This is a genomic window from Serratia sp. CY82433 (genome assembly GCF_052166535.1).
GTDB lineage: Bacteria > Pseudomonadota > Gammaproteobacteria > Enterobacterales > Enterobacteriaceae > Serratia > Serratia sarumanii.
In genome coordinates this window covers 935,541-958,012 of sequence record NZ_JBJNOR010000001.1, presented here as the reverse complement: position 1 = coordinate 958,012, position 22,472 = coordinate 935,541, and the positions used below count along the sequence as shown (strand labels likewise).

General features: G+C 56.9%; 25 protein-coding genes and 1 tRNA gene. 12 read left to right on the top strand and 14 right to left on the bottom strand.

All coding sequences use genetic code 11. The annotated features are described in order from the left end of the window. Positions 1-7: 7 nt before the first annotated feature. Positions 8-1,093, bottom strand: a complete 1,086-nt coding sequence (locus ACJ8PI_RS04650) for an efflux RND transporter periplasmic adaptor subunit (protein WP_033646555.1) — start codon at positions 1,091-1,093, stop codon at positions 8-10. Next, positions 1,090-1,518 (bottom strand): DoxX family protein, encoded by a 429-nt coding sequence (locus ACJ8PI_RS04645; protein ID WP_033654208.1) that lies wholly within the window; start codon positions 1,516-1,518, stop codon positions 1,090-1,092. The genes ACJ8PI_RS04650 and ACJ8PI_RS04645 overlap by 4 nt, the downstream gene beginning before the upstream one ends. 144 nt (positions 1,519-1,662) lie before the next feature. Between ACJ8PI_RS04645 and soxR the strand changes: the two genes are divergently transcribed. Beyond that, positions 1,663-2,133, top strand: coding sequence for a redox-sensitive transcriptional activator SoxR (soxR, locus tag ACJ8PI_RS04640; protein WP_033637918.1), 471 nt, complete (start codon positions 1,663-1,665; stop codon positions 2,131-2,133). 7 nt (positions 2,134-2,140) lie between these two features. On the opposite strand, the gene ACJ8PI_RS04635 is transcribed toward soxR, so the two are convergent. Then, entirely contained in the window at positions 2,141-3,070 is a 930-nt protein-coding gene (locus ACJ8PI_RS04635; protein ID WP_033646557.1) for a LysR substrate-binding domain-containing protein, read from the bottom strand. Between the two features lie 150 nt (positions 3,071-3,220). Here ACJ8PI_RS04635 and ACJ8PI_RS04630 point away from each other — a divergent pair, with 150 nt between their 5' ends. Further along, on the top strand, positions 3,221-3,481 hold the full coding sequence (locus ACJ8PI_RS04630) for a DUF1471 domain-containing protein (protein WP_033637916.1): 261 nt from the start codon (positions 3,221-3,223) through the stop codon (positions 3,479-3,481). Positions 3,482-3,529: 48 nt separating this feature from the next. On the opposite strand, the gene ACJ8PI_RS04625 is transcribed toward ACJ8PI_RS04630, so the two are convergent. From ACJ8PI_RS04625 to ACJ8PI_RS04605, 5 genes are all read right to left on the bottom strand, one after another. Next, positions 3,530-4,600 carry a fimbrial protein gene (locus tag ACJ8PI_RS04625; RefSeq protein WP_049212751.1) on the bottom strand — a complete coding sequence of 357 codons (1,071 nt, stop codon included), beginning with the start codon at positions 4,598-4,600 and terminating at the stop codon, positions 3,530-3,532. Positions 4,601-4,618: 18 nt separating this feature from the next. Then, complete coding sequence (locus ACJ8PI_RS04620) at positions 4,619-7,111, bottom strand: fimbria/pilus outer membrane usher protein (protein ID WP_049195825.1); 2,493 nt, start codon at positions 7,109-7,111, stop codon at positions 4,619-4,621. 15 nt (positions 7,112-7,126) lie between these two features. Then, entirely contained in the window at positions 7,127-7,822 is a 696-nt protein-coding gene (locus ACJ8PI_RS04615) for a fimbrial biogenesis chaperone (RefSeq protein ID WP_033637911.1), read from the bottom strand. Positions 7,823-7,871: 49 nt separating this feature from the next. Continuing rightward, positions 7,872-8,456, bottom strand: coding sequence for a fimbrial protein (locus ACJ8PI_RS04610; RefSeq protein ID WP_033637910.1), 585 nt, complete (start codon positions 8,454-8,456; stop codon positions 7,872-7,874). 181 nt (positions 8,457-8,637) lie between these two features. Continuing rightward, positions 8,638-9,249, bottom strand: a complete 612-nt coding sequence (locus ACJ8PI_RS04605) for a response regulator transcription factor (protein ID WP_164134111.1) — start codon at positions 9,247-9,249, stop codon at positions 8,638-8,640. Positions 9,250-9,652: 403 nt separating this feature from the next. Between ACJ8PI_RS04605 and ACJ8PI_RS04600 the strand changes: the two genes are divergently transcribed. Then, positions 9,653-10,450, top strand: coding sequence for a winged helix-turn-helix domain-containing protein (locus ACJ8PI_RS04600; protein WP_049195828.1), 798 nt, complete (start codon positions 9,653-9,655; stop codon positions 10,448-10,450). Beyond that, entirely contained in the window at positions 10,451-10,933 is a 483-nt protein-coding gene (locus ACJ8PI_RS04595; RefSeq protein ID WP_049235532.1) for a hypothetical protein, read from the top strand. A gap of 93 nt (positions 10,934-11,026) precedes the next feature. On the opposite strand, the gene ACJ8PI_RS04590 is transcribed toward ACJ8PI_RS04595, so the two are convergent. Continuing rightward, positions 11,027-11,242, bottom strand: coding sequence for a hypothetical protein (locus ACJ8PI_RS04590; RefSeq protein ID WP_016928277.1), 216 nt, complete (start codon positions 11,240-11,242; stop codon positions 11,027-11,029). Positions 11,243-11,469: 227 nt separating this feature from the next. Beyond that, positions 11,470-11,557, bottom strand: a tRNA-Ser gene (locus tag ACJ8PI_RS04585). A 230-nt stretch (positions 11,558-11,787) separates the two neighbouring features. Here ACJ8PI_RS04585 and yccA point away from each other — a divergent pair. Both yccA and tusE read left to right on the top strand, forming a co-directional pair. After that, positions 11,788-12,447 carry an FtsH protease modulator YccA gene (gene yccA, locus ACJ8PI_RS04580; protein WP_164134110.1) on the top strand — a complete coding sequence of 220 codons (660 nt, stop codon included), beginning with the start codon at positions 11,788-11,790 and terminating at the stop codon, positions 12,445-12,447. A 111-nt stretch (positions 12,448-12,558) separates the two neighbouring features. Then, positions 12,559-12,888: a sulfurtransferase TusE gene (gene tusE / locus ACJ8PI_RS04575; RefSeq protein ID WP_004928095.1), complete on the top strand. Its 330-nt coding sequence runs from the start codon at positions 12,559-12,561 to the stop codon at positions 12,886-12,888. A gap of 34 nt (positions 12,889-12,922) precedes the next feature. On the opposite strand, the gene yccX is transcribed toward tusE, so the two are convergent. Further along, a complete protein-coding gene (gene yccX / locus ACJ8PI_RS04570; RefSeq protein WP_033646563.1) occupies positions 12,923-13,201 on the bottom strand; it encodes an acylphosphatase in 279 nt (92 codons plus the stop codon). A gap of 92 nt (positions 13,202-13,293) precedes the next feature. On the opposite strand from yccX, the gene rlmI reads away from it, so the two are divergent. Together rlmI and hspQ are read left to right on the top strand one after the other, a co-directional pair. Then, complete coding sequence (gene rlmI, locus ACJ8PI_RS04565) at positions 13,294-14,484, top strand: 23S rRNA (cytosine(1962)-C(5))-methyltransferase RlmI (protein ID WP_049235529.1); 1,191 nt, start codon at positions 13,294-13,296, stop codon at positions 14,482-14,484. Between the two features lie 60 nt (positions 14,485-14,544). Continuing rightward, complete coding sequence (gene hspQ / locus ACJ8PI_RS04560) at positions 14,545-14,862, top strand: heat shock protein HspQ (RefSeq protein WP_033637900.1); 318 nt, start codon at positions 14,545-14,547, stop codon at positions 14,860-14,862. A gap of 57 nt (positions 14,863-14,919) precedes the next feature. Here hspQ and ACJ8PI_RS04555 read toward each other — a convergent pair whose 3' ends face one another. After that, positions 14,920-15,333, bottom strand: coding sequence for a CoA-binding protein (locus tag ACJ8PI_RS04555; RefSeq protein WP_033637899.1), 414 nt, complete (start codon positions 15,331-15,333; stop codon positions 14,920-14,922). 255 nt (positions 15,334-15,588) lie between these two features. On the opposite strand from ACJ8PI_RS04555, the gene ACJ8PI_RS04550 reads away from it, so the two are divergent. Both ACJ8PI_RS04550 and ACJ8PI_RS04545 read left to right on the top strand, forming a co-directional pair. Continuing rightward, positions 15,589-16,254 carry a DUF2057 family protein gene (locus ACJ8PI_RS04550; RefSeq protein WP_033654217.1) on the top strand — a complete coding sequence of 222 codons (666 nt, stop codon included), beginning with the start codon at positions 15,589-15,591 and terminating at the stop codon, positions 16,252-16,254. 123 nt (positions 16,255-16,377) lie between these two features. After that, positions 16,378-16,836, top strand: a complete 459-nt coding sequence (locus tag ACJ8PI_RS04545; protein ID WP_015377363.1) for a methylglyoxal synthase — start codon at positions 16,378-16,380, stop codon at positions 16,834-16,836. A 32-nt stretch (positions 16,837-16,868) separates the two neighbouring features. Here ACJ8PI_RS04545 and helD read toward each other — a convergent pair whose 3' ends face one another. Next, a complete protein-coding gene (gene helD, locus ACJ8PI_RS04540) occupies positions 16,869-18,923 on the bottom strand; it encodes a DNA helicase IV (protein WP_033637897.1) in 2,055 nt (684 codons plus the stop codon). A 166-nt stretch (positions 18,924-19,089) separates the two neighbouring features. Between helD and ACJ8PI_RS04535 the strand changes: the two genes are divergently transcribed. Next, positions 19,090-19,542, top strand: coding sequence for a YccF domain-containing protein (locus tag ACJ8PI_RS04535; RefSeq protein ID WP_033637896.1), 453 nt, complete (start codon positions 19,090-19,092; stop codon positions 19,540-19,542). Between the two features lie 26 nt (positions 19,543-19,568). After that, positions 19,569-21,704: a YccS family putative transporter gene (gene yccS, locus ACJ8PI_RS04530; RefSeq protein WP_164134109.1), complete on the top strand. Its 2,136-nt coding sequence runs from the start codon at positions 19,569-19,571 to the stop codon at positions 21,702-21,704. A 4-nt stretch (positions 21,705-21,708) separates the two neighbouring features. Here yccS and ACJ8PI_RS04525 read toward each other — a convergent pair whose 3' ends face one another. Then, the gene (locus tag ACJ8PI_RS04525) at positions 21,709-22,365 is read right to left on the bottom strand and encodes a TfoX/Sxy family DNA transformation protein (protein ID WP_164134108.1); all 657 of its coding nucleotides are present in this window, start codon (positions 22,363-22,365) and stop codon (positions 21,709-21,711) included. Positions 22,366-22,472: the final 107 nt, after the last annotated feature.

Genomic DNA, 22,472 nt, shown 5'->3' with positions numbered 1-22,472 from the left:
TCTCTCCTCAGGAACCGGCCTGGGCGGCGTTCAGGGTATCCTGCGCCACCGGCTCGGCCGCCATGCCGTCGCTCAGCTTGAGCTGGCCCGAAGTCACCACCCGATCGCCTTCCTGCAGGCCATTGACGATCTCGACGCGCCCGTCGTTGCGCTCACCCACGGTGACCGAAACGCGCTTGACCGTCATGCCCTTTTCACCCTGCTGGGCCAGAAACACGGTATCGCCGTAGGCCGTGTAGGTCAGCGCCGTTTCCGGCACCGTCAGCACCGCCACGCGCTGCTGCTGCGTGACGCGAATGCCGGCGTACATGCCGGCCTTCAGCAATCCCTCACGGTTGGTCAACGTCGCCTGCACCTGCACGGTGCGGGATTTGCCGATCATCGGGTCGATAGCGGTAATGACGGCGGGGAAAGCGCGATCGGGATACGCCCCAACCTGCACCGACACCGCCTGGCCTGGCGCCAACCCGGCGCTGCTTTGTTCGTCCAGCGAAAAGTTGACGCGCAGCGTATCGGCGTCCACCAGGTTCGCCACCGCCTCGGCGGCGTTAAGATATTGCCCTTCATGCACGCGGCGAATGCCGATGACGCCGGAAAACGGCGCGCGGATCGCCTTCTGCGCAATTTTGGCCTGCGTTTCCCGCACCGCGCCAAGCGCCATATCCCGCTCGGCCAGCGCATCGTCCAACTGTTGCCGCGCAGTGGCGTTGAGGTTCATCAGTTTTCGCATGCGCCCCAGCAGCAGATCGGCGTTGCGCAATTGCGCCTGCAGACGCACCAGCTCAGCCTGTTCGACCGCATCGTTGAGCTGCACCAGCAACTGCCCCTGCCGCACCGTTTGGCCGGATTCGAACAGGATACGCGTGATGCGGCCGCTGGTTTCCGCCGCCACCTCCACCTGGCTGGCCGCCTCCAGCTCGCCGACGCCGGCGTAGCTGCGCGCCGCCTGTTCACGCAGTGCGGGCGCCAGCGCCACTTTCACCGGCGGATAAGCCGGTGCGCCTTCGCTTTGACGCGCGGTGGAACGCATCGCTACCGCAGCGACGACGAGTACCGCCAGCAGCGCCGCAATAATGAGATATCGTTTCATCATGCAGCCTCACGCGTGTTGGCCAGACGTTGACGCAAACGGCTGGCGATGGCCGTCACCCACAGCCCGCCGATCACCGTGATGTGTTCCAGCGCGAAGTAGAGAGAAATCTGCATATTGGGAGCGGACATATTCCAGAAGGTGTGGACGATCGCGATAGTCAGGATCAGAAACACCGACAGCATGCCGGCGCCCAGCCACACCCACCGGTTCAGCAGGATCAATACCGAACCTGTCAGCAGCACCGCCGCCGACGCCAGGTTGAACAGCCAGGCCGGATGCAAACCGGCGGCGCGCATCTCCGCCAGGCTCCCTTCGATGTCGAACAGCTTGGCGAGCCCCGACGAGATGAAAATCACCATCAAGCACAGACGTGCGAGCAGCCAAAGCCAATAACTGTCCAGAGCGGTGTTGATAAAGCGTTGCATAACGGTTTCTTCCTGATTTTACAGCCAAAGCCATCCTTCTCCCCAATAAGACGGGGGCAGGTCTCGAGAGATGCCGGTTGCCAAGCCCGGCAGGCTGAACTATAAAACCTCAGGTTAACTTGAGGTCAAGTTGAGGAAGATAAAATGGCAAGAAATGAACCGATTGACGCCAATCGGCTATTGACCGTCGGGGAAGTGGCGAAACGCAGCGGCGTGGCGATATCCGCGCTGCACTTCTACGAGAGTAAAGGGCTGATTCAGGCGACGCGCAACGCCGGCAATCAGCGGCGTTATCCGTCGGTGGTATTGCGCTATATCGCGGTGATCAAGATCGCACAGCGCGCGGGCATTCCGCTGGAAGAGATCCGCGCCGCGCTGAGCCGTTTCCCCATCGGCAGCAAGCTGACCTCAGAACAATGGGGAGTGCTGTCCTCCGCCTGGCGCAAAACGCTGGATGAGCGTATTCAACGGCTGACGGTGCTGCGCGACCATCTCGATAGCTGCATCGGCTGCGGCTGCCTGTCGCTCGCCGACTGCCCGCTGCGCAACCCGAACGATATATTGGGCCGGCAAGGAGCCGGCGCGCATATTTTCGAACACCCGGATGGGCAGTGACAGGCGGCTAGGCAACCGGCATCATCGAGAGGCGGCGATTGGCTTCGGCGAATACCGCGACGCTGTGATCGATAAACGCCCGCACCGGCGGCAACAGGCCTTTGCCGCTGGTGAACACCAGATGAACAATGCTGCTCGGCGCACGCCACTGTGGCAGCAGACGCAGCAGTTGACCCGTTCGCAATTCGTTGGCACACAAATGGATCGGCAAAAACGCGACGCCCATCCCGGCAATCGCCGCACTATGCAACGTGCTGTAATCCCCGCAACACAGCCGGGGGACGTGTACGAAAGTACGTTGATTGCCTGCATTATCCTCGAATTCCCATCGATCGCGATCCAGCCACTCCCCCATCGACAACGTCGGCAAGCTGGCCAGCTGTTCGAACGACTGCGGCAAGCCGCCGGCTTTCTCCACCAGCTGCGCGCCGGCGACCAAAATGCGTTGCCGTACGCCAAGATCGCGTTTAATCAATGATTGATCCTGGTCGAAATGACTCGTAATGCGAAACGCCACATCGATCTTTTCGTTGATCAGATCCACATGGCGCTCATGGATCAACAGTTGTACGCGCACGTCCGGGTAACGCGCCATAAACCCCAACAGCAGATGGGAATTATAATACTGCATCAAACCGGGCGGCGAACTGATGCGCAGGCAGCCGCTCACTTCGTCGCGCGCACGGGCGACAATGGCATCGGTCGCCTCCAACCGCTCGATAATCGCCTCACACTGCCGATACACATCGCGGCCAATATCCGTGACGCGGAAACTGCGCGTCGAACGTTCGATTAACCGCGCACCGTAACTCGCCTCCAGACGAGCCACGCGTTTGCTGAGTTTGGATTTGGCTTCGCCGCTCGCCCGCTCGGCTGCGGCGAAACCACCATGTCGCACCACCAAAGCAAACAGTTGAAGATCGTTCAAATCCTGCATGCCCCCTCCTTATCGTTTCCAGTTTGGAAACGATGCATTACGCTTTCAGGCACTACCGCGCCGGCACCTCGCTGCTTATCCTTTAGCATAACGAAACAAAAAGATTCAACCATAGCAAAGAACAAGCGTATTGCGCTTGGGGAGAACATCATGAAGAACGTCATGTTGAAAACGATGCTGCTAGGGGCTTTTGTCTTTTCAGGCGCAACAGTCGCGGCAACGCAAATCAATAGTCAACAGGCGGACGCCCTGACGCCGCGCCAGGTGATTACCGTTAGCGGTGCCGCGAATCTGAGCGATGCGGAAAAGATGTTGGCGGACAAAACCGCCAAGGCAGGCGCCCGTTACTACAAAATCATCGCGATCGTAGGCAATAACAAGCTGCACGCCAGCGCGATGACTTATCAATAACCAACCCCGGCAGCGGCGGCTGCCGGTTTTTTTGCACCAACCCATTCATCAGGGATAAATAATGTTCAGCGTGGCCGAGGTGTTGATTTCACCCTGCGTCACGCCATCGCGCTGATAAGGGTAATAATAAGCGCCCATGCCGATGATAAAGTGACTGTTCAGGCTGCCGCCGGCGGCGACGTGAAACAATGAGGTGGCGCTGCCGCGATCGACATTGGAGGGCGACAGTACCACCGGCGAGCTCGGCATATCGCGTTTGACCAGGCGCAGCCCTACCCCTTGCGCGCCGCCCGCGTTGGCATTGGTCAGCACGCTGGCGTCGGAGGCCAGCAGGTTATTGCTGGACAGGAACATCTCGACGGTACGATCGGCGATACCTTCCTGCTGCATGTTCTGGCAGCTGATGTTCAGCGAGAACGGCGTGTAGCCGGGTTGGTTGTTATTCAGCACCTGCGCCACGCCCATTTTCGGCAATCTGACCGTCAGGCCGGCGTTGTCGAAACGGCAGGTGGTGGTTTTGGGCGCGTATTTGATGTTCATCGGCTGGCCATACATATCGCGTTCGTCATAAGGCCAGTTGCCGGTCAGGAGCCAACTGAGTATTTTCCCGACTTGCTGCAACAGCCAAATCGGCAATTCCCATATCTTTATGCCGGTAATGTCCGAGACCATCAGCGCGTCATCCAGCATCAGCGTATCCCCCGGCACCACACGGCCATTTTTGGGCTTCGATTCTAATGAGTAGCGCACGGTCATCGGCGTATTTAACTCGGCGGCGGAATGTTCGCCGCGCTTTGACAGTTCACGATCGCCAATCTTATTGACGATTTGCGCGCGTATCCACTGCGTGCCGTTGTTAAAACCAAAAATAGCCGCATTCTTATTATCGGGCGACAGCTTGAGCGTATAGGTAAATTTGCTCTTTGAAGAACTGCAGTCAAAAGTGCCGACATATTGGGTGCTGTATTGCTCCTCCCACACCGGGGTGTTGGCATTCAGCTTATCGGAGAGATCGACATTCAAAGCCGGTGCAAATGAGATCCCTTTGCCAAAACAGGTGGCATAACTATAGCCGCTGAACAACCCGGACAGCAGCAGCAAAAAAATCAGCCTGATCATAGGTTCGGTTATCCTGTATTAGCGGCAAACGCCGGGCGACGCGTCGAGCGCCAGAGTCGGTTTGGCGATACGGCAACGGCCGTCGCGCAGTTGCACCGTCAACGCCGTTGGCGGCTGTTCGACGCGCAGGTACAGCACGCTGGCCTGGCCGACAAAGCCTATCGACCGGCCGTTTTCATCCAGCACTTCGGCGCCGAACGGCAGCGGTGCACCATCGGCGCGCTGCGCCCGCAGCTGGAATGGCTGACGTTGATCGGTTTCGAATTTCAGGTAGCTGACCGCGCCGTAGTAAGGCACGTGGTTGGCGACGTTGCCGCTGATTTCCGCCCCGCTGCTGTGGCCGGTATCCGACAGCGTGACCGAGTTTTGCCGGTATGGCGTGGCATAGGGCACCAGCGCCAGGCCCTGGGCGTTGGTCACGATGCTTTCGTCGCCGTTGACCATCAGCCCTTCGGCCTGCGGCGCCTCGACCACCGTCATGGTGTTGCCGATTTCGTTCGACGCCAGCACATGCCAGGGGATCGCCACCAGGCTGCCGCGCGCGCTGAGGCCGCTCTGGCGATAATCGTTGCCTTCGCTGTAGGAGACGCCAAGCGTCGAGACACGGGTGCGGTAGGCCGCATTGACACCGGCCATGTTGTCGCCGCCGCTGCGATTGCTGCCGTTCAGCGAGTAGCTCAGACGGTTGGACTCCAGCGCGTTGCCGCTCAGGCTGACCGTGCTCTGCTGATAGTGAGAGTCCGTCGCCGACAGGCCGGTGCTGAGGTAGGCGTTGTTGTCGAACACCGACAGCGGCAGGCTGAACGACAGGTAATAACGCGTCTCTTCCTCACGCTGGCTGTTGCGCACCCGACTGGCGGAAACGGAGTAGCTGACGCGCCCCAGATTGTTGGAGTACCCCAACTGGTATTCGCGGCTTTTCGCGTTGGCCGTCCAGTAATCGCGCTGGGAGCCGGAGAAGAACAGCGTGCCCCACCCTTCGTTAAGACGCTGGTTCAGGTTAAGCGTAAAGGTATTTTTCGGCCGGGCGGACCGCAGCGCATCCCAGGTGTTCATATCCAGTTCGGACAAACCCTCCTCGTCGCGCCAGCGGTCAAACTGCCGTTCCAGCTGGCGGTAACCGTCATTAGAGTAAATGGCGTCGGTAAAGCTGTAGTAACCGCGGGTGGAGTAACGGTAGGCCGCCAGCGTGAAGTTGGTCGCGGTGGCATCGAGAAATTTACTGTAGGCGATACGGAAGCTCTGCCCGCTTTCACGGCGGTTTTTCAGGCGGGTATCGGCATGCGTCAGGTCGATGGACACCGCCCCTATCGGCAGGTTCCAGCCGCTGCCGAGCAGCCAGGCCTGATAGTCGTCGCTCAAAATGCTGCCGGCATAGCCGGTTACCAGGTTGTTGAAACCGTACTGCAGGGTGCCCTGCACAAAGCCGGGATCGTAATCGGTATTGCTTTCGTTCACCTTGCCGGCCAGCACGCTGTATTGGCTGACGCCCTGTTTCAACATGTTGGGTACGGCGGAAAACGGCACGCTGAACGACTGTTCACGCCCATCCGCCTCTTTGACCGTTACCCACAGATCGCCCGCCGAGCCGGTCGGCTGAATGCTGTCGAGGGTAAAGGCGCCCGGCGGCACGTTTTCCTGGTAGATCACGTTGCCGTTCTGCACCACTTTCACCAGGGCGTTGGTTTGCGCCACGCCCCGCACGATCGGTGAAAAGCCCTGCTGCGAGTTGGGGCGCATGCTGATGTCCGACGCCAGCGCCACCCCGCGGATGCGCACCGAGTCGAACAGATCCCCCGGCGAATAAAAATCGCCGGCGGTCAGGTTGGATTTGATGTCGGCGAAGCCGCGCTGCAGATAGCGCGTGTTATTCTGCCAGTGGCTCCCCCGCCCGCTGCCGTGGCGAAAGCTGCTGCTGTCGCGAAATTGCCAACCGGCCAGATTGATCCCGGATTCCAGCCCAGTATAAAAATCGTCGTTGTTGCTGCGATTGCCGTCGCCGCGCGCCTCGGCGTGGTAGTACGTCGCGTTGTAGGCCAGCGTCAATGCGGAGATGCCGCGATTCCAGAAGGCCGGATCCACGTATCCCGCCTCCGATCGGTTGACCCGCGCCTGCGGCACCGTCAGCCGCAGGCTCAGCGCGCCGACGTCCATATCGAACCGGCCGCCCTGCACCAGCGTGGCGATCGACAGCGTCGTCTGGGGCGCCTGAGGCGTCGGCAATTGACTCAGATCGATGCCCAGCCGCTGCGCATCCTGGTAGTCGATTTGGATATCGTCGCGTTGGGTGCCAAACAGCAGCGCATAGCGCCCTTTCCAGTCATGGTTGACATACACATCGATCTCCTGCCGGCCGGCAGGCATGTCATTATTGAGGTAAAAACGCGAGAGATCGGAATCGCGCGATTCGCCGGCCAACAGCGACGTATCGAACGTCACCGCCCAGGCCGTATCCGGCAACAAGAATGAAGAGGCGGTCAGCAGCGAGAGGACTTTTTTATTCAGCTTCATTGTTGTTCTTTCAGGTTAGTGTGCGGTGATGGCTTTAGACTTGTAAGCCCCCAGATCGTCGATATACATCAGGTCATAACGGGCGTTTTTGCTGACCGCTCGTTTGCTGGCGGCAAACTGGGTGGAAAACGGCGCGACCATCAGCGAATCAACCAGCAGATGCTTGTCCGCACCCTGGCCTATATTCGCTACCGTAATGAAATACGGGCTTTTATTGATGACGTTGAAGCCTTTGCCATTGGCTTGCAGCGTCAGTTCTTCCAACGCATTTTCCACGCCGCGGGTTAACGCCTGCGGGCGGTAGAACAGTTTGATGCGCGACTTGATCGCCAGCTGCAGCGTATTGGTGCCCTGCAGGTTTTCCGGCGTCGGCGGGATATCCAGCACGTTGAGGTAGAACACCGATTCACGATCCGCCGCCAACGCGGCGCCAACTTTCTGAATACGCAGCTGCTGCCCGCTGTTGCCGTTCACTTTCACCACCGGCGGCGACAGCAAAAACGGCACATTGGCGGTTTCCGGGGTGGAATTGATATCGCCGTCGTCGATCCAGGCCTGAACCAGCGAGGGGTCGGTACCGTTATTCAGCAATTGGACAATCACGTCCTTGTTGTTTGCCGGGTAGATCACCCGCGTGCCGTTAACCACCACATTGGCCTGCGCGCCAACGGAACCCAGCAACAGCGCCGCTATCATCATGTATTTTTTCATCGTTCCCCCGGGTGGCCAGGCCCTATCAAGGGCCTGGCTGTCAGCGCGATTACAGGTAAGAAATGGTGTAAGTCACGTTGGAGCTCAGAGCGCCCACTTTTGCCGCTTCGGCGTTGGTTTTGTAGTAGTACGCGTCCAGCGTCAGGGTTTCTGAATCCGGCGCCTCTTTGTCGCCCATGATGTCGGTGACATAAGGCACGTTCAGTTGGATCGGGGTGGAAGAACCGGTTTCCGCCAGAGAGAAGCCTACGTTCTTCGCGACGGAAGCGTCGTTCTCGTTGACCGAGTTGTTCAGCAAATATTTGCCGTCGGTGGAGATGTTATCCGCGGAGGAGAAGTAGATTTTCAGCGGGGTGCCCGCGGTACCGGCCGCCGGCGAACAGCCGGAGAAGGTCAACGAGAAGGACTTCTTGTTCTTGGTGATTGGCCCAACGGTGTTACCCGCGTCGGTCACCGAGATCGGGCTCAGTGCTACGGTGAAATCCGCGCTCTTGCCGCCGTTAATCGTACAGGTGGTGTCGGTAATGGCGCCGGTAAAGTTAATCACGCCACCGGCGGAATTGTCTTCAGCAAAAGCCACCGGCGCAGCGACCGCGGCCGCCATGATTGCAACAGAAAGCATCTTCTTCATCATGAGATAAAACTCCATAACAGTTTGGTTTGAGAGAATAAATAAAAATCAGCCGCTGCTGGCGGGATGAAACAATCCCTCCCCGTAATACAGAGGCAAAAGGGTGAACACATTCCTGTTTTTATAAAATCAAGCCATAGCGTTATTCATCAGCCGATAATAAAAGCGACAAAATAACGAACTCCTAGATAACCGCCGAGAAACCGGATGAAATGTCCAATAAATTGTGCACCCGATTCTTCAATCCCATTTTGCGTAATGCACTGCATTTCTGCGTGCTGACCGTTTTTACGCTTTTATCAAGCATTCGGGATACCTGGGTCACCGTATAGCCGAAAGAAAGCAAATGAAGCGTTTCCACTTCACTTTCAGTCAGGCAACTTTTCGTATTGCGGGCCGCCCCACCCTCAACGTTTCCATTTAATGCAGAATGCTGCGCAATATTAGCCAGCAGCAAAGACAATTCCTTATTCATGTCGAGAACTCGCACTCTTTTATCGAGCACCACCACATCACGCGTGACAGAACGAAATAACAGACGACGCTTCTCTTCTGTCGTCAAAAAAATTTTCACGCCATGAATAGCAGACAATAACGCTGCCGCCATGCTGAAACGCAACAGGCTTTTGATCGCATCATCGACGATCAGAATATCCTGGCAATTTCGCCCCATGACCAAAGGCAGATCGTCGTAGTAAGCAATAACGTGATCCTTATGAAAAATCCTTGGCGCCAATATCCTTTTTATCGCCTCTCTGAAAAAGATGTTTTCAGATACGATACCGATACTGAGCATACTTCCTCCATCCATGGCTAAAGACAACGGCGATGCCTTGCACTAAACACCTGCCGTTTTCTTGGAAAAATCGCATTGCCGTTTGGGAGCCATCAATAAGCGCCCGGCACATAAGCAGGCGCCGTAAAACACTAAGATAATTCTGCATCAAATCATTAACAACAGGAACATTATTTTTATTAACGAAAATTTTAATTATTATAATCTAATAAATTAGATATTTTCAGCATTTAATACCATTTAGCACAACAAAACGAGCAATGCACCATGCATTCTGTTCGTCGAAGAAATAAAAATCCCCCTGAATTATTTATGTTTCCCACCCAGAACCTTGACCTGACCGACGTTTCACTAAATACTAGCCGCGACCTGGAAGCCTATACCATTATAAAAACCTGAATACATGAAATATATTATCGACCTCTGCGTGATCTATGACGCAAACGCGTGTCGTCTCCAACTCATTGATAACGATGAGTCATCGATACGGATATCCAATCCGGCCTCGCGCCTGTTAATTGAAATGCTGACTCATCCGAATATCCCATTGAAACGTGAGGTATTGATAAAAAAGGTATGGGAAGAGTATGGTTTTTCAGGCTCATCGATCAGCCTCAATGTAGCCGTCAGTGAAATAAGGAAAGCGTTCAAACTGCTGGGGAGAGAAACCTCGCCGATAAAGACCCTGGCGAAAGTCGGTTTTTGCTTTACCGCCATGATTGATATTTACCCATCACCGCAGGCAACCGTTAATGAAACGCCCCCTTCTGCCGCCTCAGTACCGCTTTCGTCTTTCCCGTCGGTTGCCGAATCACATAACACGCCGCCGCAGAAACAGGTAAATATTCGCGCTATTGCCGCTATCTGCGGCGCATTTATTCCGCTGTTGTTCGTCGCGGCGTTCTATCCTGTTGAACCGCCTGATCAACCCAGAGAAAATTTAATCTCGTTAGGGAAAAAAGACCGCTGCACCTTGTATTCTCTGGATGCAGACAAGCATATTGATGACGAACTGGAAAAGCGCATGGTCAACCAGGCGCTAGAAGAGAGCGGTGTGGATTGTATAGCCAGTAAAGCGGACATCTATTTTTCCTCCGTAAAACACACGTTGACTTATAACACCTTCCTCGGTGTGTGTTATCTCGGCTCACAAGATCGATATACCCAGTGTGTTACCTACAAAATTCTCAACGGAAAATAAATGGCCGCATTGCTCAACCCCAAAATGCTGACTATCGGATTTTTGGCAGTGATTCTCTTCATTGTGCTGTTTCGCATTTTAACCCCCGCCGCGCCTGTGCATATGAATTGCCAGGCCGATACGATCACTAAAAAACGATTAGCTTCAGGCGATGACCTGGAATTAAAAGTGACGGGCAGTTTATTCATCTATGACGAACATCATGCCATGATCGTGCAGCGTGGGGACATCACCGTGAGAGGCAAAACCTACAGCCTGGATAGGAAAATAAACTTTGATATAAAGAGGTTAGATGACGGGTTTTACATGACCACCCACCGAGAAATCAGTAAAACGCCCGACGACAACGCGCCGGATGAGCTGACCCAGGAAATCCCCATGATCTCTCTCGGCATTAAGAACGGCGTTTTTTCGATGCGTAAAGCTCGGCAGGATGCGTACATCGTTCATGGCGTGCTTTTCCCGGTAACGCTATGCCGTTAACCTGAGAACAGAATGCCATAGAGAGACAGCGAAGGATCGCAACGGGGCGCGCTTATGGCAAACACGCCCCAGATACCGATTGGGGAGGAAGAGCTATTTTACCGACATATCCGTACGGACGATGCCATGGTTTTTCATCACCTCTTCCATGGTGAGGTTCTCATCATACGGCGTATCGTCCACCACGACGTCTTGCGGGCGCACATAAGGTTTGGTCGCGCGTTTGAACATCCACCACCACACGAATACCAGGAAAGCGCCGGACTTCAGAAAGATCATGGTCCATAGGGCGACTTGATACCAGTTCATCTCTGTCTCCATAAGAGCATTAAGCGAAATCGATAAGGCGGCGTTGTTTATCACCCCGGCGGTGCCTGACAGCAGCAGGCATCCGAGCAGCCAACCTTGATGACCGCATAATCTCACCGATGCGTGGCCCTTATCAATAGCCGATCGCGTTTCCTGCAAAAGCGCCTCGGTTTCTGCGCACGCAAAAACAAAAACCCCGTGCTCAGAGAGCACGGGGTCAGAATGTATGGCGGAGGAGCAGAGATTCGAACTCTGGAACGGTTTCCCGTCGACGGTTTTCAAGACCGTTGCCTTCAGCCACTCGGCCACCCCTCCGCAACGACGCGCACTATAAACAGACCTCATTCGCTTGTAAAGCCCGGGCGCGTTCAACCGCGCGAAAAATCGGCGAAGACGCAGCAAACGGCGAACAAACGCGCGTCCGCTCCTCCCTGCTGTTGCAACAATGATAACTAAGGGTAAAGATTGGTAAACAAACTTTAATCAAGCGCTTGCGCTGCCTATCATCGGGATTATTTTGTGATGGCTTGATAAGAGAGAGCATTATGGACCGCATTGTCGTCTCATCTTCTTCGCGCGACTCGCTGCTCAGCACGCATAAAGTCCTGCGCAACACCTATTTCCTGTTATCCCTGACGTTGGCTTTCTCGGCGCTGACCGCGACCGCCAGCACGATGCTGGGGCTGCCGGCACCGGGCTTGCTGCTGATGCTGGTTGGTTTCTACGGCCTGATGTTCCTGACCCATAAACTGGCCAACAGCCCGGCAGGCATCCTGGCGGCGTTTGCGCTGACCGGTTTCATGGGGTATGCCCTCGGCCCCATTCTCAGCTCGTTCCTGAACGCCAGCGCGGGCGATCTGATCATGCTGGCGCTGGGCGGCACCGCAGCGGTGTTCTTCTGCTGCTCGGCGTATGTGCTGACCACCCGTAAAGACATGTCATTCCTGTCCGGCATGATGATGGCAGGTTTTGTGGTACTGCTGGTGGCGGTGATCGCCAACCTGTTCCTGCAGATCCCTGCCCTGCACCTGGCCATCAGCGCGCTGTTCATCCTGTTCTCCGCCGGCGCGATCCTGTGGGAAACCAGCAACATCATTCACGGCGGCGAGACCAACTACATTCGCGCCACCGTTAGCCTGTACGTGTCGCTCTACAACATGTTCATCAGCCTGTTGAGCATTCTGGGCTTCGCCCGCAGCAACTGATCGCACGATACACCAGCTTTCCAGGCCCCGCTCCGGCGGGGCTTTGTTTTTTGCGGCTGAAAAAATTTGCTAAACTGGCGGCCGTTCCGAATTATCCGTTATCGAGGCAGTATGTTGGAGTTTGAAGGTCAGGTTATCGACACTGACGCGCAGGGTTATCTGAAAAACAGCGCCGACTGGCATGAAGGGCTGGCGCCGCTGCTGGCCGCGCAGGAAGAGATCGTGCTCACCGAAGCACACTGGGAAGTGGTGCGTTTCGTGCGCGACTTCTATCAGGAATTTAATACCTCACCGGCTATCCGCATGCTGGTCAAAGCGATGGCGCAGAAATACGGCGAAGAAAAAGGCAACAGCCGCTATCTGTATCGCCTGTTCCCGAAAGGGCCGGCCAAACAAGCCACCAAAATCGCCGGATTGCCGAAACCGGTAAAATGCATTTGACCGCTCTGCCCGCAGCGCCGCTGCAGGCGAGCGTTTAATAACGAATGCCAAACCCGCTGTAATCAGCCAGGCCCTGCGGCTCCACCAGCACACGTTCGACGCGCGCGCTGCGCGGGCCGCCCTGTTTCAACCACTCCAGCAGCTTGTCCACCTGCGCCTGTGTGCCGCAGGCCACCACCTGAACACTGCCGTCATCGAGATTGCGCGCATAGCCTGTCACCCCCAACGCCTCGGCCTGCCGCTGGGTGGAATAGCGAAACCCAACCCCCTGCACCACGCCATACACATACGCAGCAATGCAAACTTGTGTCATAATCGCCCCCTTATTCAGTTTTCGTTATGGCATTGCCGTGCCTTTGCACCGCCGTGTCACTCTTTCTATCCTAGCTGGCAGCATTCTTAATTATGACCGTACGCCTGTTTCTCGCCAAAGGACGTGAAAAGTCCTTACTCCGTCGCCACCCTTGGGTGTTCTCCGGCGCCGTTCAACGCGTTGAGGGCAAAGCCCACTCCGGTGAAACCATTGATATCCTCGACAGCCAGGGTAAGTGGCTGGCACGCGGCGCCTATTCGCCCGAGTCGCAGATCCGCGCACGCGTCTGGACCTTCCAGCAAGATGAAGAGATTAACATCGATTTCTTCATTCGCCGCCTGCAGCAAGCGCAAAGCTGGCGCGATTGGGTCGCACAGCGCGACGGTCTGGACGGATACCGCCTGATCGCCGGCGAGTCCGACGGCCTGCCGGGCATCACTATCGATCGCTTCCAGAATTTCCTGGTGCTGCAGCTGCTGTCCGCCGGTGCCGAATACCAGCGCCCGGCCCTGCTTTCCGCCCTGCAGCATTGCTACCCGGAATGTTCGATCTACGATCGCTCCGACGTTGCGGTACGTAAAAAAGAAGGCCTGCCGCTGGCGCAGGGCCCGGTATTTGGCGATCTGCCGCCGGAACTGCTGCCGATCACCGAACACGGCATGAAGCTGCTGGTGGACATTCAGCAGGGGCACAAAACCGGTTTCTACCTCGACCAGCGCGACAGCCGCCTGGCGGCGCGCAATTACTCCGCCGGCCGTCGGGTGCTGAACTGCTTCTCCTACACCGGCGCCTTCGCCGTTTCCGCTTTGATGGGCGGTTGCGCGCAGGTGATCAGCGTGGATACCTCGCAGGCGGCGCTGGATATCGCCAAACAGAACGTCGAGCTCAACAAGCTGGATCTGAACAAAGCGGAGTTCGTTCGCGATGACGTGTTCCAGCTGCTGCGCAACTACCGCACTCAAGGCGAAAAATTCGATCTGATCATCATGGATCCGCCGAAATTCGTCGAGAACAAGAATCAGTTGGCCAGCGCCTGCCGCGGCTACAAAGACATCAACATGCTGGCGCTGCAGCTGCTGAATCCGGGCGGCATTCTGCTCAGCTTCTCCTGCTCCGGCCTGATGCCGACCGACCTGTTCCAGAAAATTTTGGCCGACGCCGCTGTAGATGCCGGACGTGATGTACAATTTATAGAGCAGTTCCGACAGGCTGCCGATCACCCGGTGATCGCCACATACCCTGAGGGGCTGTATCTGAAAGGATTCGCTTGTCGGGTGATGTAACTTGAAATGCGCTGCCCTGCCCCCATATATGAGCAAGGCATTGTTTCTCAGGAGGTCATCATGATTGCCAGCAAATTCGGTATCGGACAACAGGTTAGGCATAAACTGCTGGGGTATTTAGGCGTCGTGATCGATATCGACCCGGAATACTCTTTGGAACAACCCAAAGCTGACGAAATAGCGGCGAACGATGAACTGCGTTCAGCCCCTTGGTACCACGTGGTGATGGAAGACGAGGAAGGCCAACCGGTACACACCTATCTGGCGGAAGCGCAGCTGGATAGCGAAGCCCAGGAGGCACACCCCGAGCAACCATCGCTGGATGAACTGGCGGAATCCATCCGTCACCAGCTACAGGCGCCACGCTTGCGCAATTGACCGCGCCAAGACCTGAGAAACCCGAGAGGGCCCGGCATCGCGCCTGGCCCTTTTTATTTAGCGCTCCAACCCTAAGCGCGGGATTTCGATTTTCGGACAGCGATCCATCACCACACGCAACCCGGCCTGTTGCGCCAGCGCTGCCGCCTGCTCGTTAATCACCCCTATCTGCAGCCAGAGCGCCCTGGCGCCGATCGCTATCGCCTCTTGCGCCACGCCGTAAGCCGCTTCTGAATTGCGAAACACGTCAACCATATCCACCGGCTGCGGGATAGCGGCCAGCGTAGGGTAAACCTGCTGCCCCAGCAGCGTCTGCCCCGCCAGTTTTGGACTGACCGGGATCACCTGATATCCTTGCGCCAACAGATACGCCATCACCCCATAGCTGGGCCGTGATGGGTTATCGCTGGCACCGACCAGCGCGATAGTTTTCACCTGTTGCAACAGCTCAACAATCTCTTGATCTTGCATCTTCAACTCCCGTTTATCACTGCGTCACTTTCCATTTCGAGTGTAACCGATCGGCATTCGTTCGGTTAAACGCAACGCAAGGGAAACTTCACCGCAATCTTATGGTCAGAGGCTGTCGCGGTTCAGCTGCGCATGGTCATGTCTAATCGCGATAAAATATGTAAAAATGTAAACAAAATACCCGATTGAAAAATTTTGACACAACCTATGCCGTGTTCAACACTTAGCGTTACGCCACTTTATAAGGAGATAATGATGAAATTTGGTCTGGTGGTTGCGGCGTTGCTCAGCATCAGCATGCCTGCCGCGGCTACGACCCTGAAACTCTCCCCGGACATCGACCTGCTGGTGGTCGACGGCAAGAAAATGACAGGTTCGTTGTTAAAAGGCGCCGACAGCCTTGAACTGGATGGCGGGCAGCACCAGTTGCTGTTTAAAGTGACCAAAACCGTACGTTCCGGCCAGCATACGCAGGCCTATGCTTCCTTGCCGCTGGTTGCCACCTTCAATACGCAAAAGATCAGCCAGGTGGCGATCGAACTGCCACGCATCGAGAACGATCGTGATGCGCAACGCTTTGACAGAACGTTGAATTATCTGGTGGTCGATAAAGACGGCAACACCCTGCCGTTCCGGCATGATGTGCTGCATCCCGACAGCGTCACCTTCAATACCGATTTGGAAAAGGTGATGACCGATTACAACCGCCAGAACCGCCCGGCCTCCGTTCCGAGCTTTGTTCAGGCGAACACGGGCAATGCCTCAGCCCTCGCGTTGGCCGGCGCGCCGATAAACGCCCCGACGGTGACGTTGAAAGGTGAAAACGTGTCGGAACAAATGCTGCAATACTGGTTTCAACAGGCCGACAAGGAAACACAGAAGCGTTTTCTGCGCTGGGCCAATAAACAACCGATTCGCTGATCCCTCCCGGCGCCTTTCCCCGTAAAGGCGTCTTTTCTTCGCATTTTCAAGCGCAAACGCTAGGCAGTGAAAAACAGTTTCAGTAATCTGTCGCACATTCCCCGATTAGCGAAGGACACCGAGATGGAATTGACCACCCGCACTATCGCCGCGCGCAAACACATTGCGCTGGTGGCGCACGATCACCGCAAACAGGCCCTGCTGGAGTGGGTAGAAAGCCACAAGACCATTCTGGCGCAGCACCAGCTGTACGCCACCGGCACTACCGGTAATCTGATCCAGCGCGCCAGCGGCATTCCCGTCACCAGCATGCTGAGTGGCCCGATGGGCGGCGATCAGCAGGTTGGCGCACTGATTGCGGAAGGCAAGATAGACATGCTGATCTTCTTCTGGGATCCGCTGAACGCGGTGCCGCACGATCCGGACGTGAAGGCGCTGCTGCGGCTGGCGACCGTATGGAATATTCCGGTGGCCACCAACCGCTCGACCGCCGACTTTCTGATCGACTCTCCGCTGTTCAAAAGCGAGGTGGAGATCGCCATCCCCGACTATCAGCGCTACCTGCAAGACCGCCTGAAATAGTCCTCGCGGCCTGGCAGCCGCCAGGCCCAGGCTTACGGTTTTTTCTGCACCGGTACGCCAAGATCTTGCAGGTGTTCAACGAACACCGAAGGACGTTCACGATCCTGCAACAGCCACACCTGATGTTTAGCGCGCGTCAACGCGACATACAGCAGACGGCGCTCTTCGGCATCCGGGAAATCCTCCGGCTGCGGCAGCAGCACCTCTTCCAACACCGACTCGCGCGCCACGGCGGGGAAGCCGTCACGCCCATCATGCAAACCGGCGATGATGACGTATTCCGCCTGCTGCCCCTTGCTGGCGTGGATGGTCATAAATTCCAGATCCAGCTTGGGCCAGCGGGTGGCCGCCTTCGCCAGCGCTTCCGGTTTCAGATGATGGTAGCGCGCCAGCACCAGGATGCGCTCATCCGGCTTGGCGTAGCCGCTCAGTTTATCCAGCAAGGGCTCCAACTGCTCGTGCGGCAGGATCGCCACCGACTTTTTATTGCCCTTGCTCAGGCTGTTGAGCGGTTTTTTCAGCTGGTGCGGGTTCTGCTGCACGAACCGGTTGGCCACCTCGCCGATACGTTCGTTGAAGCGATAAGTGGTGTCCAGCGCGCACTGCGCCCCTTCGCCGAAGTGGGTGGCAAAAGCCGTGGTTAACGTCAACTCTGCGCCGCTGAAGCGATAAATCGCCTGCCAGTCATCCCCCACCGCAAACAGGCAGGTCTGCTTGTTCTGCCGACGCAGCGCCGCCAGCAACAGCGCACGCTGCGGCGAAATATCCTGAAACTCATCGACCAGAATATGTTTCCACGGGCTGACGAAGCGCCCCTTGTCGAGAATGTTGACCGCCTGATGAATAAGGCCGGAGAAGTCCACCGCTCCTTCCTCTTTCAAGGCGCTTTTCCAGGCTTTCAACAGTGGCGCCATCAGCCGAATGCGTTTCGAAAACAGATCGCGGATTTCTTCATCCGCCTGCTCAATCATTTCCGCCTGGCTGCCGCCGTGCATGCGCATCAGCCCCAGCCAGCGTTCCAACCGGCCCGCCAGCCGGTCCGCCAGGCGTTTATCCTGCCAGAAGTCGCCTTCCGGCACGTCCCATTCCAGCTCCTCGGTCAACCATTGACGCCACCCCTTCGCCTGGGCTTTTTTCTCTGCACATTGCTCGCGCCAATGGGCAATCAGCAACGCTTTGCGCGCGCTGGCATCGGTTTCCAACCGGCTGATGGCCGGGGCTTTGCGGCTGCCTTGTTGAATGATCTGCAGCGCCAATGCATGGAATGTTTTGGCCTGAATACCGACATCCCCCAAACGTTCTTTGATGCGATCATTCATCTCACTCGCAGCCTGACGGCCGAACGCCAACAGCAAGATTTGGCCCGGCTCCGCCTCCTGACGGCGCAGCAGCCAGCCGGCGCGCGCCACCAGCACCGACGTCTTGCCGCTGCCGGCCCCCGCCAATACCAGGACGGAATCCTCGCCGTTAACCACCGCACGGCTCTGAGAGTCATTGAGCGGTGAGCTTTCGACGGTCTGGAAGAAGTCGTGATGTTGCTCCAGCATGCGATCGGTCCACTGCCGGTTGCGTTGGTCGACACTGCGTTGCCCCTGCTGCAGCCATTGCAGACACAGATGGTAATCGGCCCGGCAGTTATCGAATTCCTCCAGGCGCGCCACCGGCATTGGCAGCGCGGAGAAGGCTTCACGGATTTGCTGCTGCAGCTTGCCCAGCTCAGACTTTTTGAACCATTTATCTTGCTGCTCAATGCGCTGAATCTGTGCCACCTGCTGTTGCAACACGCCGGCACTGACCTCACTCATTTCGGCGCTCCACTGCTGCCACGCCTGCTGCAGATAGTGATAAAAACGCTGCGTTTCCTGCCACTCGGTGCCGTGCAGTCGCACCACTTTTTCGTCCGGCAATTCAAATTCCAGCTCGCCCCAGACGATGCCGCGCTTGCACCTGACCTGAATCAGTTGATTGAAGGGGATCAGGTATTCATGTTTTTCCCCGCTCACCTCAACGCCGGCGTGCAGCAACCGCACGCGGTTATAAGGGTGCTGAGCCAGGTGTTTCCCCAGCGATGTCGCTTTAAGTTCCATATCGTCGCGCCATGACTATGTTGAGATTAAATAACGGATATCTGCCAGTTTACCTGCGATAAGCAGTGGCACTCTAGCGCTAAAAAAAGGGTAGAATAGATTTTGCGTTTTTATCGTGAATACGCCCGCATCGCGGTTTGGCCAACATTAGAGCAGAATGACGTCTATGCGTACTGTACTGAATATTCTTAATTTTGTGTTGGGCGGTTTCTTCACCACGCTGGGTTGGCTCATCGCCACGGTGTTCAGCGTGCTGCTGGTCATCACGCTGCCGCTCACCCGCTCCTGCTGGGAAATCACCAAGCTGTCGCTGGTGCCGTTCGGCAATGAGGCAATCCACGTCGATGAGCTCTACCCGGAAAAAAGCAATGCGCTGCTCTCCGCCGGCGGCTCACTGCTCAACGTTATCTGGCTGGTGCTGTTCGGCTGGTGGCTGTGCCTGTCACACATCGCCGCCGGTATCGTGCAGTGCGTTTCGATCATCGGCATTCCGGTCGGCATCGCCAATTTCAAAATTGCCGCCATCGCGCTGTGGCCGGTGGGGCGCCGCGTCGTCTCGGTAGAAATGGCTCAGCAAGCGCGTATTGAGAATGCTCGCCGCCACTATCATCAGCGTTAATTTTTTCTCCGTTTGAGGAGTTTTTCGTGCGCTCTTTTGCACCCGCAGTACGTCGTTACACCTATAACAGCAATCTGCTGTATCACCTGCGCATCCTTATTGCGCTGATCGGCACCACCGCCGTTCCCTGGTGGCTGGGCATTCCCAAGCTGACCATCCCGCTGACGCTGGGCGTGGTGGCAGCGGCCCTGACCGACTTGGATGACCGCCTGGCCGGCAGGTTACGCAACCTGCTGATCACGCTGGTGTGCTTCTTTGTCGCCTCAGCTTCAATCGAGCTGCTGTTCCCCTATCCCTGGTTGTTCGCCCTTGGCTTAACCACGTCGACCTGCGGTTTTATCCTTCTGGGCGCCTTGGGGCAACGTTACGCCACCATCGCCTTCGGCGCACTGCTGATCGCGGTTTACACCATGCTCGGCACCGCCATGTACGATGCCTGGTATCAGCAACCGCTGCTGCTGGTGATCGGTGCGCTGTGGTACAACCTGCTGACGCTGGCGGGCCACTTGCTGTTCCCTATCCGGCCACTGCAAGAGAACCTGGCGCGCTGCTACGATCAACTGGCCAACTATCTGGATGCCAAAGCCAACCTGTTCGATCCCGACGCCGAACGCGACGCCGACCTGCCATGGATGGATGTTGCGATGGCCAACAGCGCGTTGGTCGCGTTGCTTAACCAGACCAAAGCCTCGCTGCTGACGCGCCTGAAAGGCGATCGCGGCCAGCGCGGCACCCGCCGCACCCTGCACTACTACTTTGTCGCGCAGGATATCCACGAACGTGCCAGCTCTTCCCACGTTCAGTATCACGCGCTCAGCCGGCAATTCCGCCACAGCGATATTTTATTCCGCTTCCAGCGTTTGCTGAGCATGCAGGCGCGCGCCTGCCGCCAACTGGCACAATCGATCCTGCTGCGGCAAAAATACCAGCACAACCCGCGTTTTGAGCCGGCCTTCAGCCGCATTCAGGAGGCCTTGGCGCGCATCGCCGAAACCCAGGGCAATTCAGAACAAACCAAGGCGCTGGCGCACCTGCTGAAAAACCTGCATGCGATCGATGCGCAGCTGGCCAATATTGAGTCAGAGCAGACGCTGGCAAACGGGCAAGCGGAAGAGAACAGCCTGGCCGACGATCGCTTAACCGGCTGGAGCGACATCCGTCTGCGCATCAGCCGCCATTTGACGCCGCAATCGGCCCTGTTCCGCCACGCGATCCGCATGTCGGTGGTGCTGTGCGTGGGTTACGCTTTCATCCAGTTCACCGGCATGCAGCACGGTTACTGGATCCTGTTGACCAGCCTGTTCGTCTGTCAACCGAACTACAACGCTACCCGCCGACGCCTGGCGCTGCGCATCATCGGCACCCTGGCCGGTATCCTGATCGGCCTGCCGATCCTCTATTTCGTGCCTTCACTGGAAGGACAGCTGGTGTTGATCGTCATCACCGGCGTTCTATTTTTCGCTTTCCGCACCGTCCAGTATGCCCACGCCACCATGTTCATCACGCTACTGGTCTTGTTATGCTTTAACCTGTTGGGTGAAGGATTCGAAGTAGCCGCCCCGCGCGTTTACGACACCTTGTTGGGCTGCGCCATCGCCTGGGCGGCGGTCAGCTTTATCTGGCCGGACTGGAAATTCCGCCAACTGCCGGCGGTGGTGGATAAAACCCTGAATGCCAACTGCCGTTATCTGGACGCCATTCTGGTGCAATACCACCAGGGTAAGGATAACGGCCTCGCCTACCGCATTGCGCGGCGAGATGCCCACAACAGCGATGCCGAACTGGCTTCGGTCATCTCCAACATGTCCGCCGATCCCAAGGCCGACAAGGAATTGCAGGAAGCCGCCTTCCGCCTGCTTTGCCTCAACCACACTCTCCTGAGTTATATCTCGGCGTTGGGGGCGCACCGCGAGCGGCTGAATACCCCTGTCACCCTCGATCTGCTCAATGATGCCGTGTGTTACGTGGACGGCGCCTTGCATCAGGAAGAACGGAACAGCCAGCGCATTGCGCAAGCGCTGGAACAGCTGGCGGAGCGCATTCGCAGAGCCGTTCCGGAACCTGAAAGCAAAGAGCAGTTGGTGTTGCAACAGGTGGGGTTGATGCTCGAACTGCTGCCGGAGCTCACCACACTCCACGCCCAAATCAATAAGGCAATCTAATTATTCAGGGCTCGCTCGATGGGCCCTGAACCACTGGCTCATGCCCATGGCGGCGCATCGCCATCGTATGATCGAACCAGCGCACCAGTTCGTTGCGCAATTCGGCCGGCAACGCCGCCTGATGATAACCGGCTATCGCGCCGCCCAGCGACAGCAGCACGCGCAGCCCCAGATTGGTCTGCTGTTGCAGCAGGCGGAGATAGCTGCGTTTAGCGCCTTGCAGCCGCAGGTCATAGGCGTTGCGGATACCCGCTCGCCATAGCAAGCGCTCCATGTTGACATCGATATTCGGCAACGCCTTCAATCGACCGTGATCGCCGGCCTTAAGCCGCTGCTCTCGACGCGCTTCCCTGACGGCCTGCCAGGCCAGCCCCACCAGCTCGTTGCGTTCCCGCCACAGCGACTCGTCAACCCAGTAATAACGCAAAGTGATGGGCACTCCACGCTTGGAATAGACCATATTGACCATCCCTCTGGCGCGAAAAGCCGGTTCCATGCTCGCCGTAGCCCGCAGGTACAACTCTCCTTCCGCTATCACTGCAAACATTACCCCCTCGGCCAGCAGGCCGTAGCCGCCAAACTGTGACCGCATGGTGATGGCGCCCAGCGCCGCGAAGCAATTTTTAGCCTGTGCGATCCTTCGTATCGACATCCTTTTCATAGCGTTTCTCCTTTTTAGGTTCCGGTCGTATTATTTCTCTTATCAATGAAAAGAGTAACGTGAACAACTAATTAGGAAAATACGCACTATCCACCCGCATGCCAATC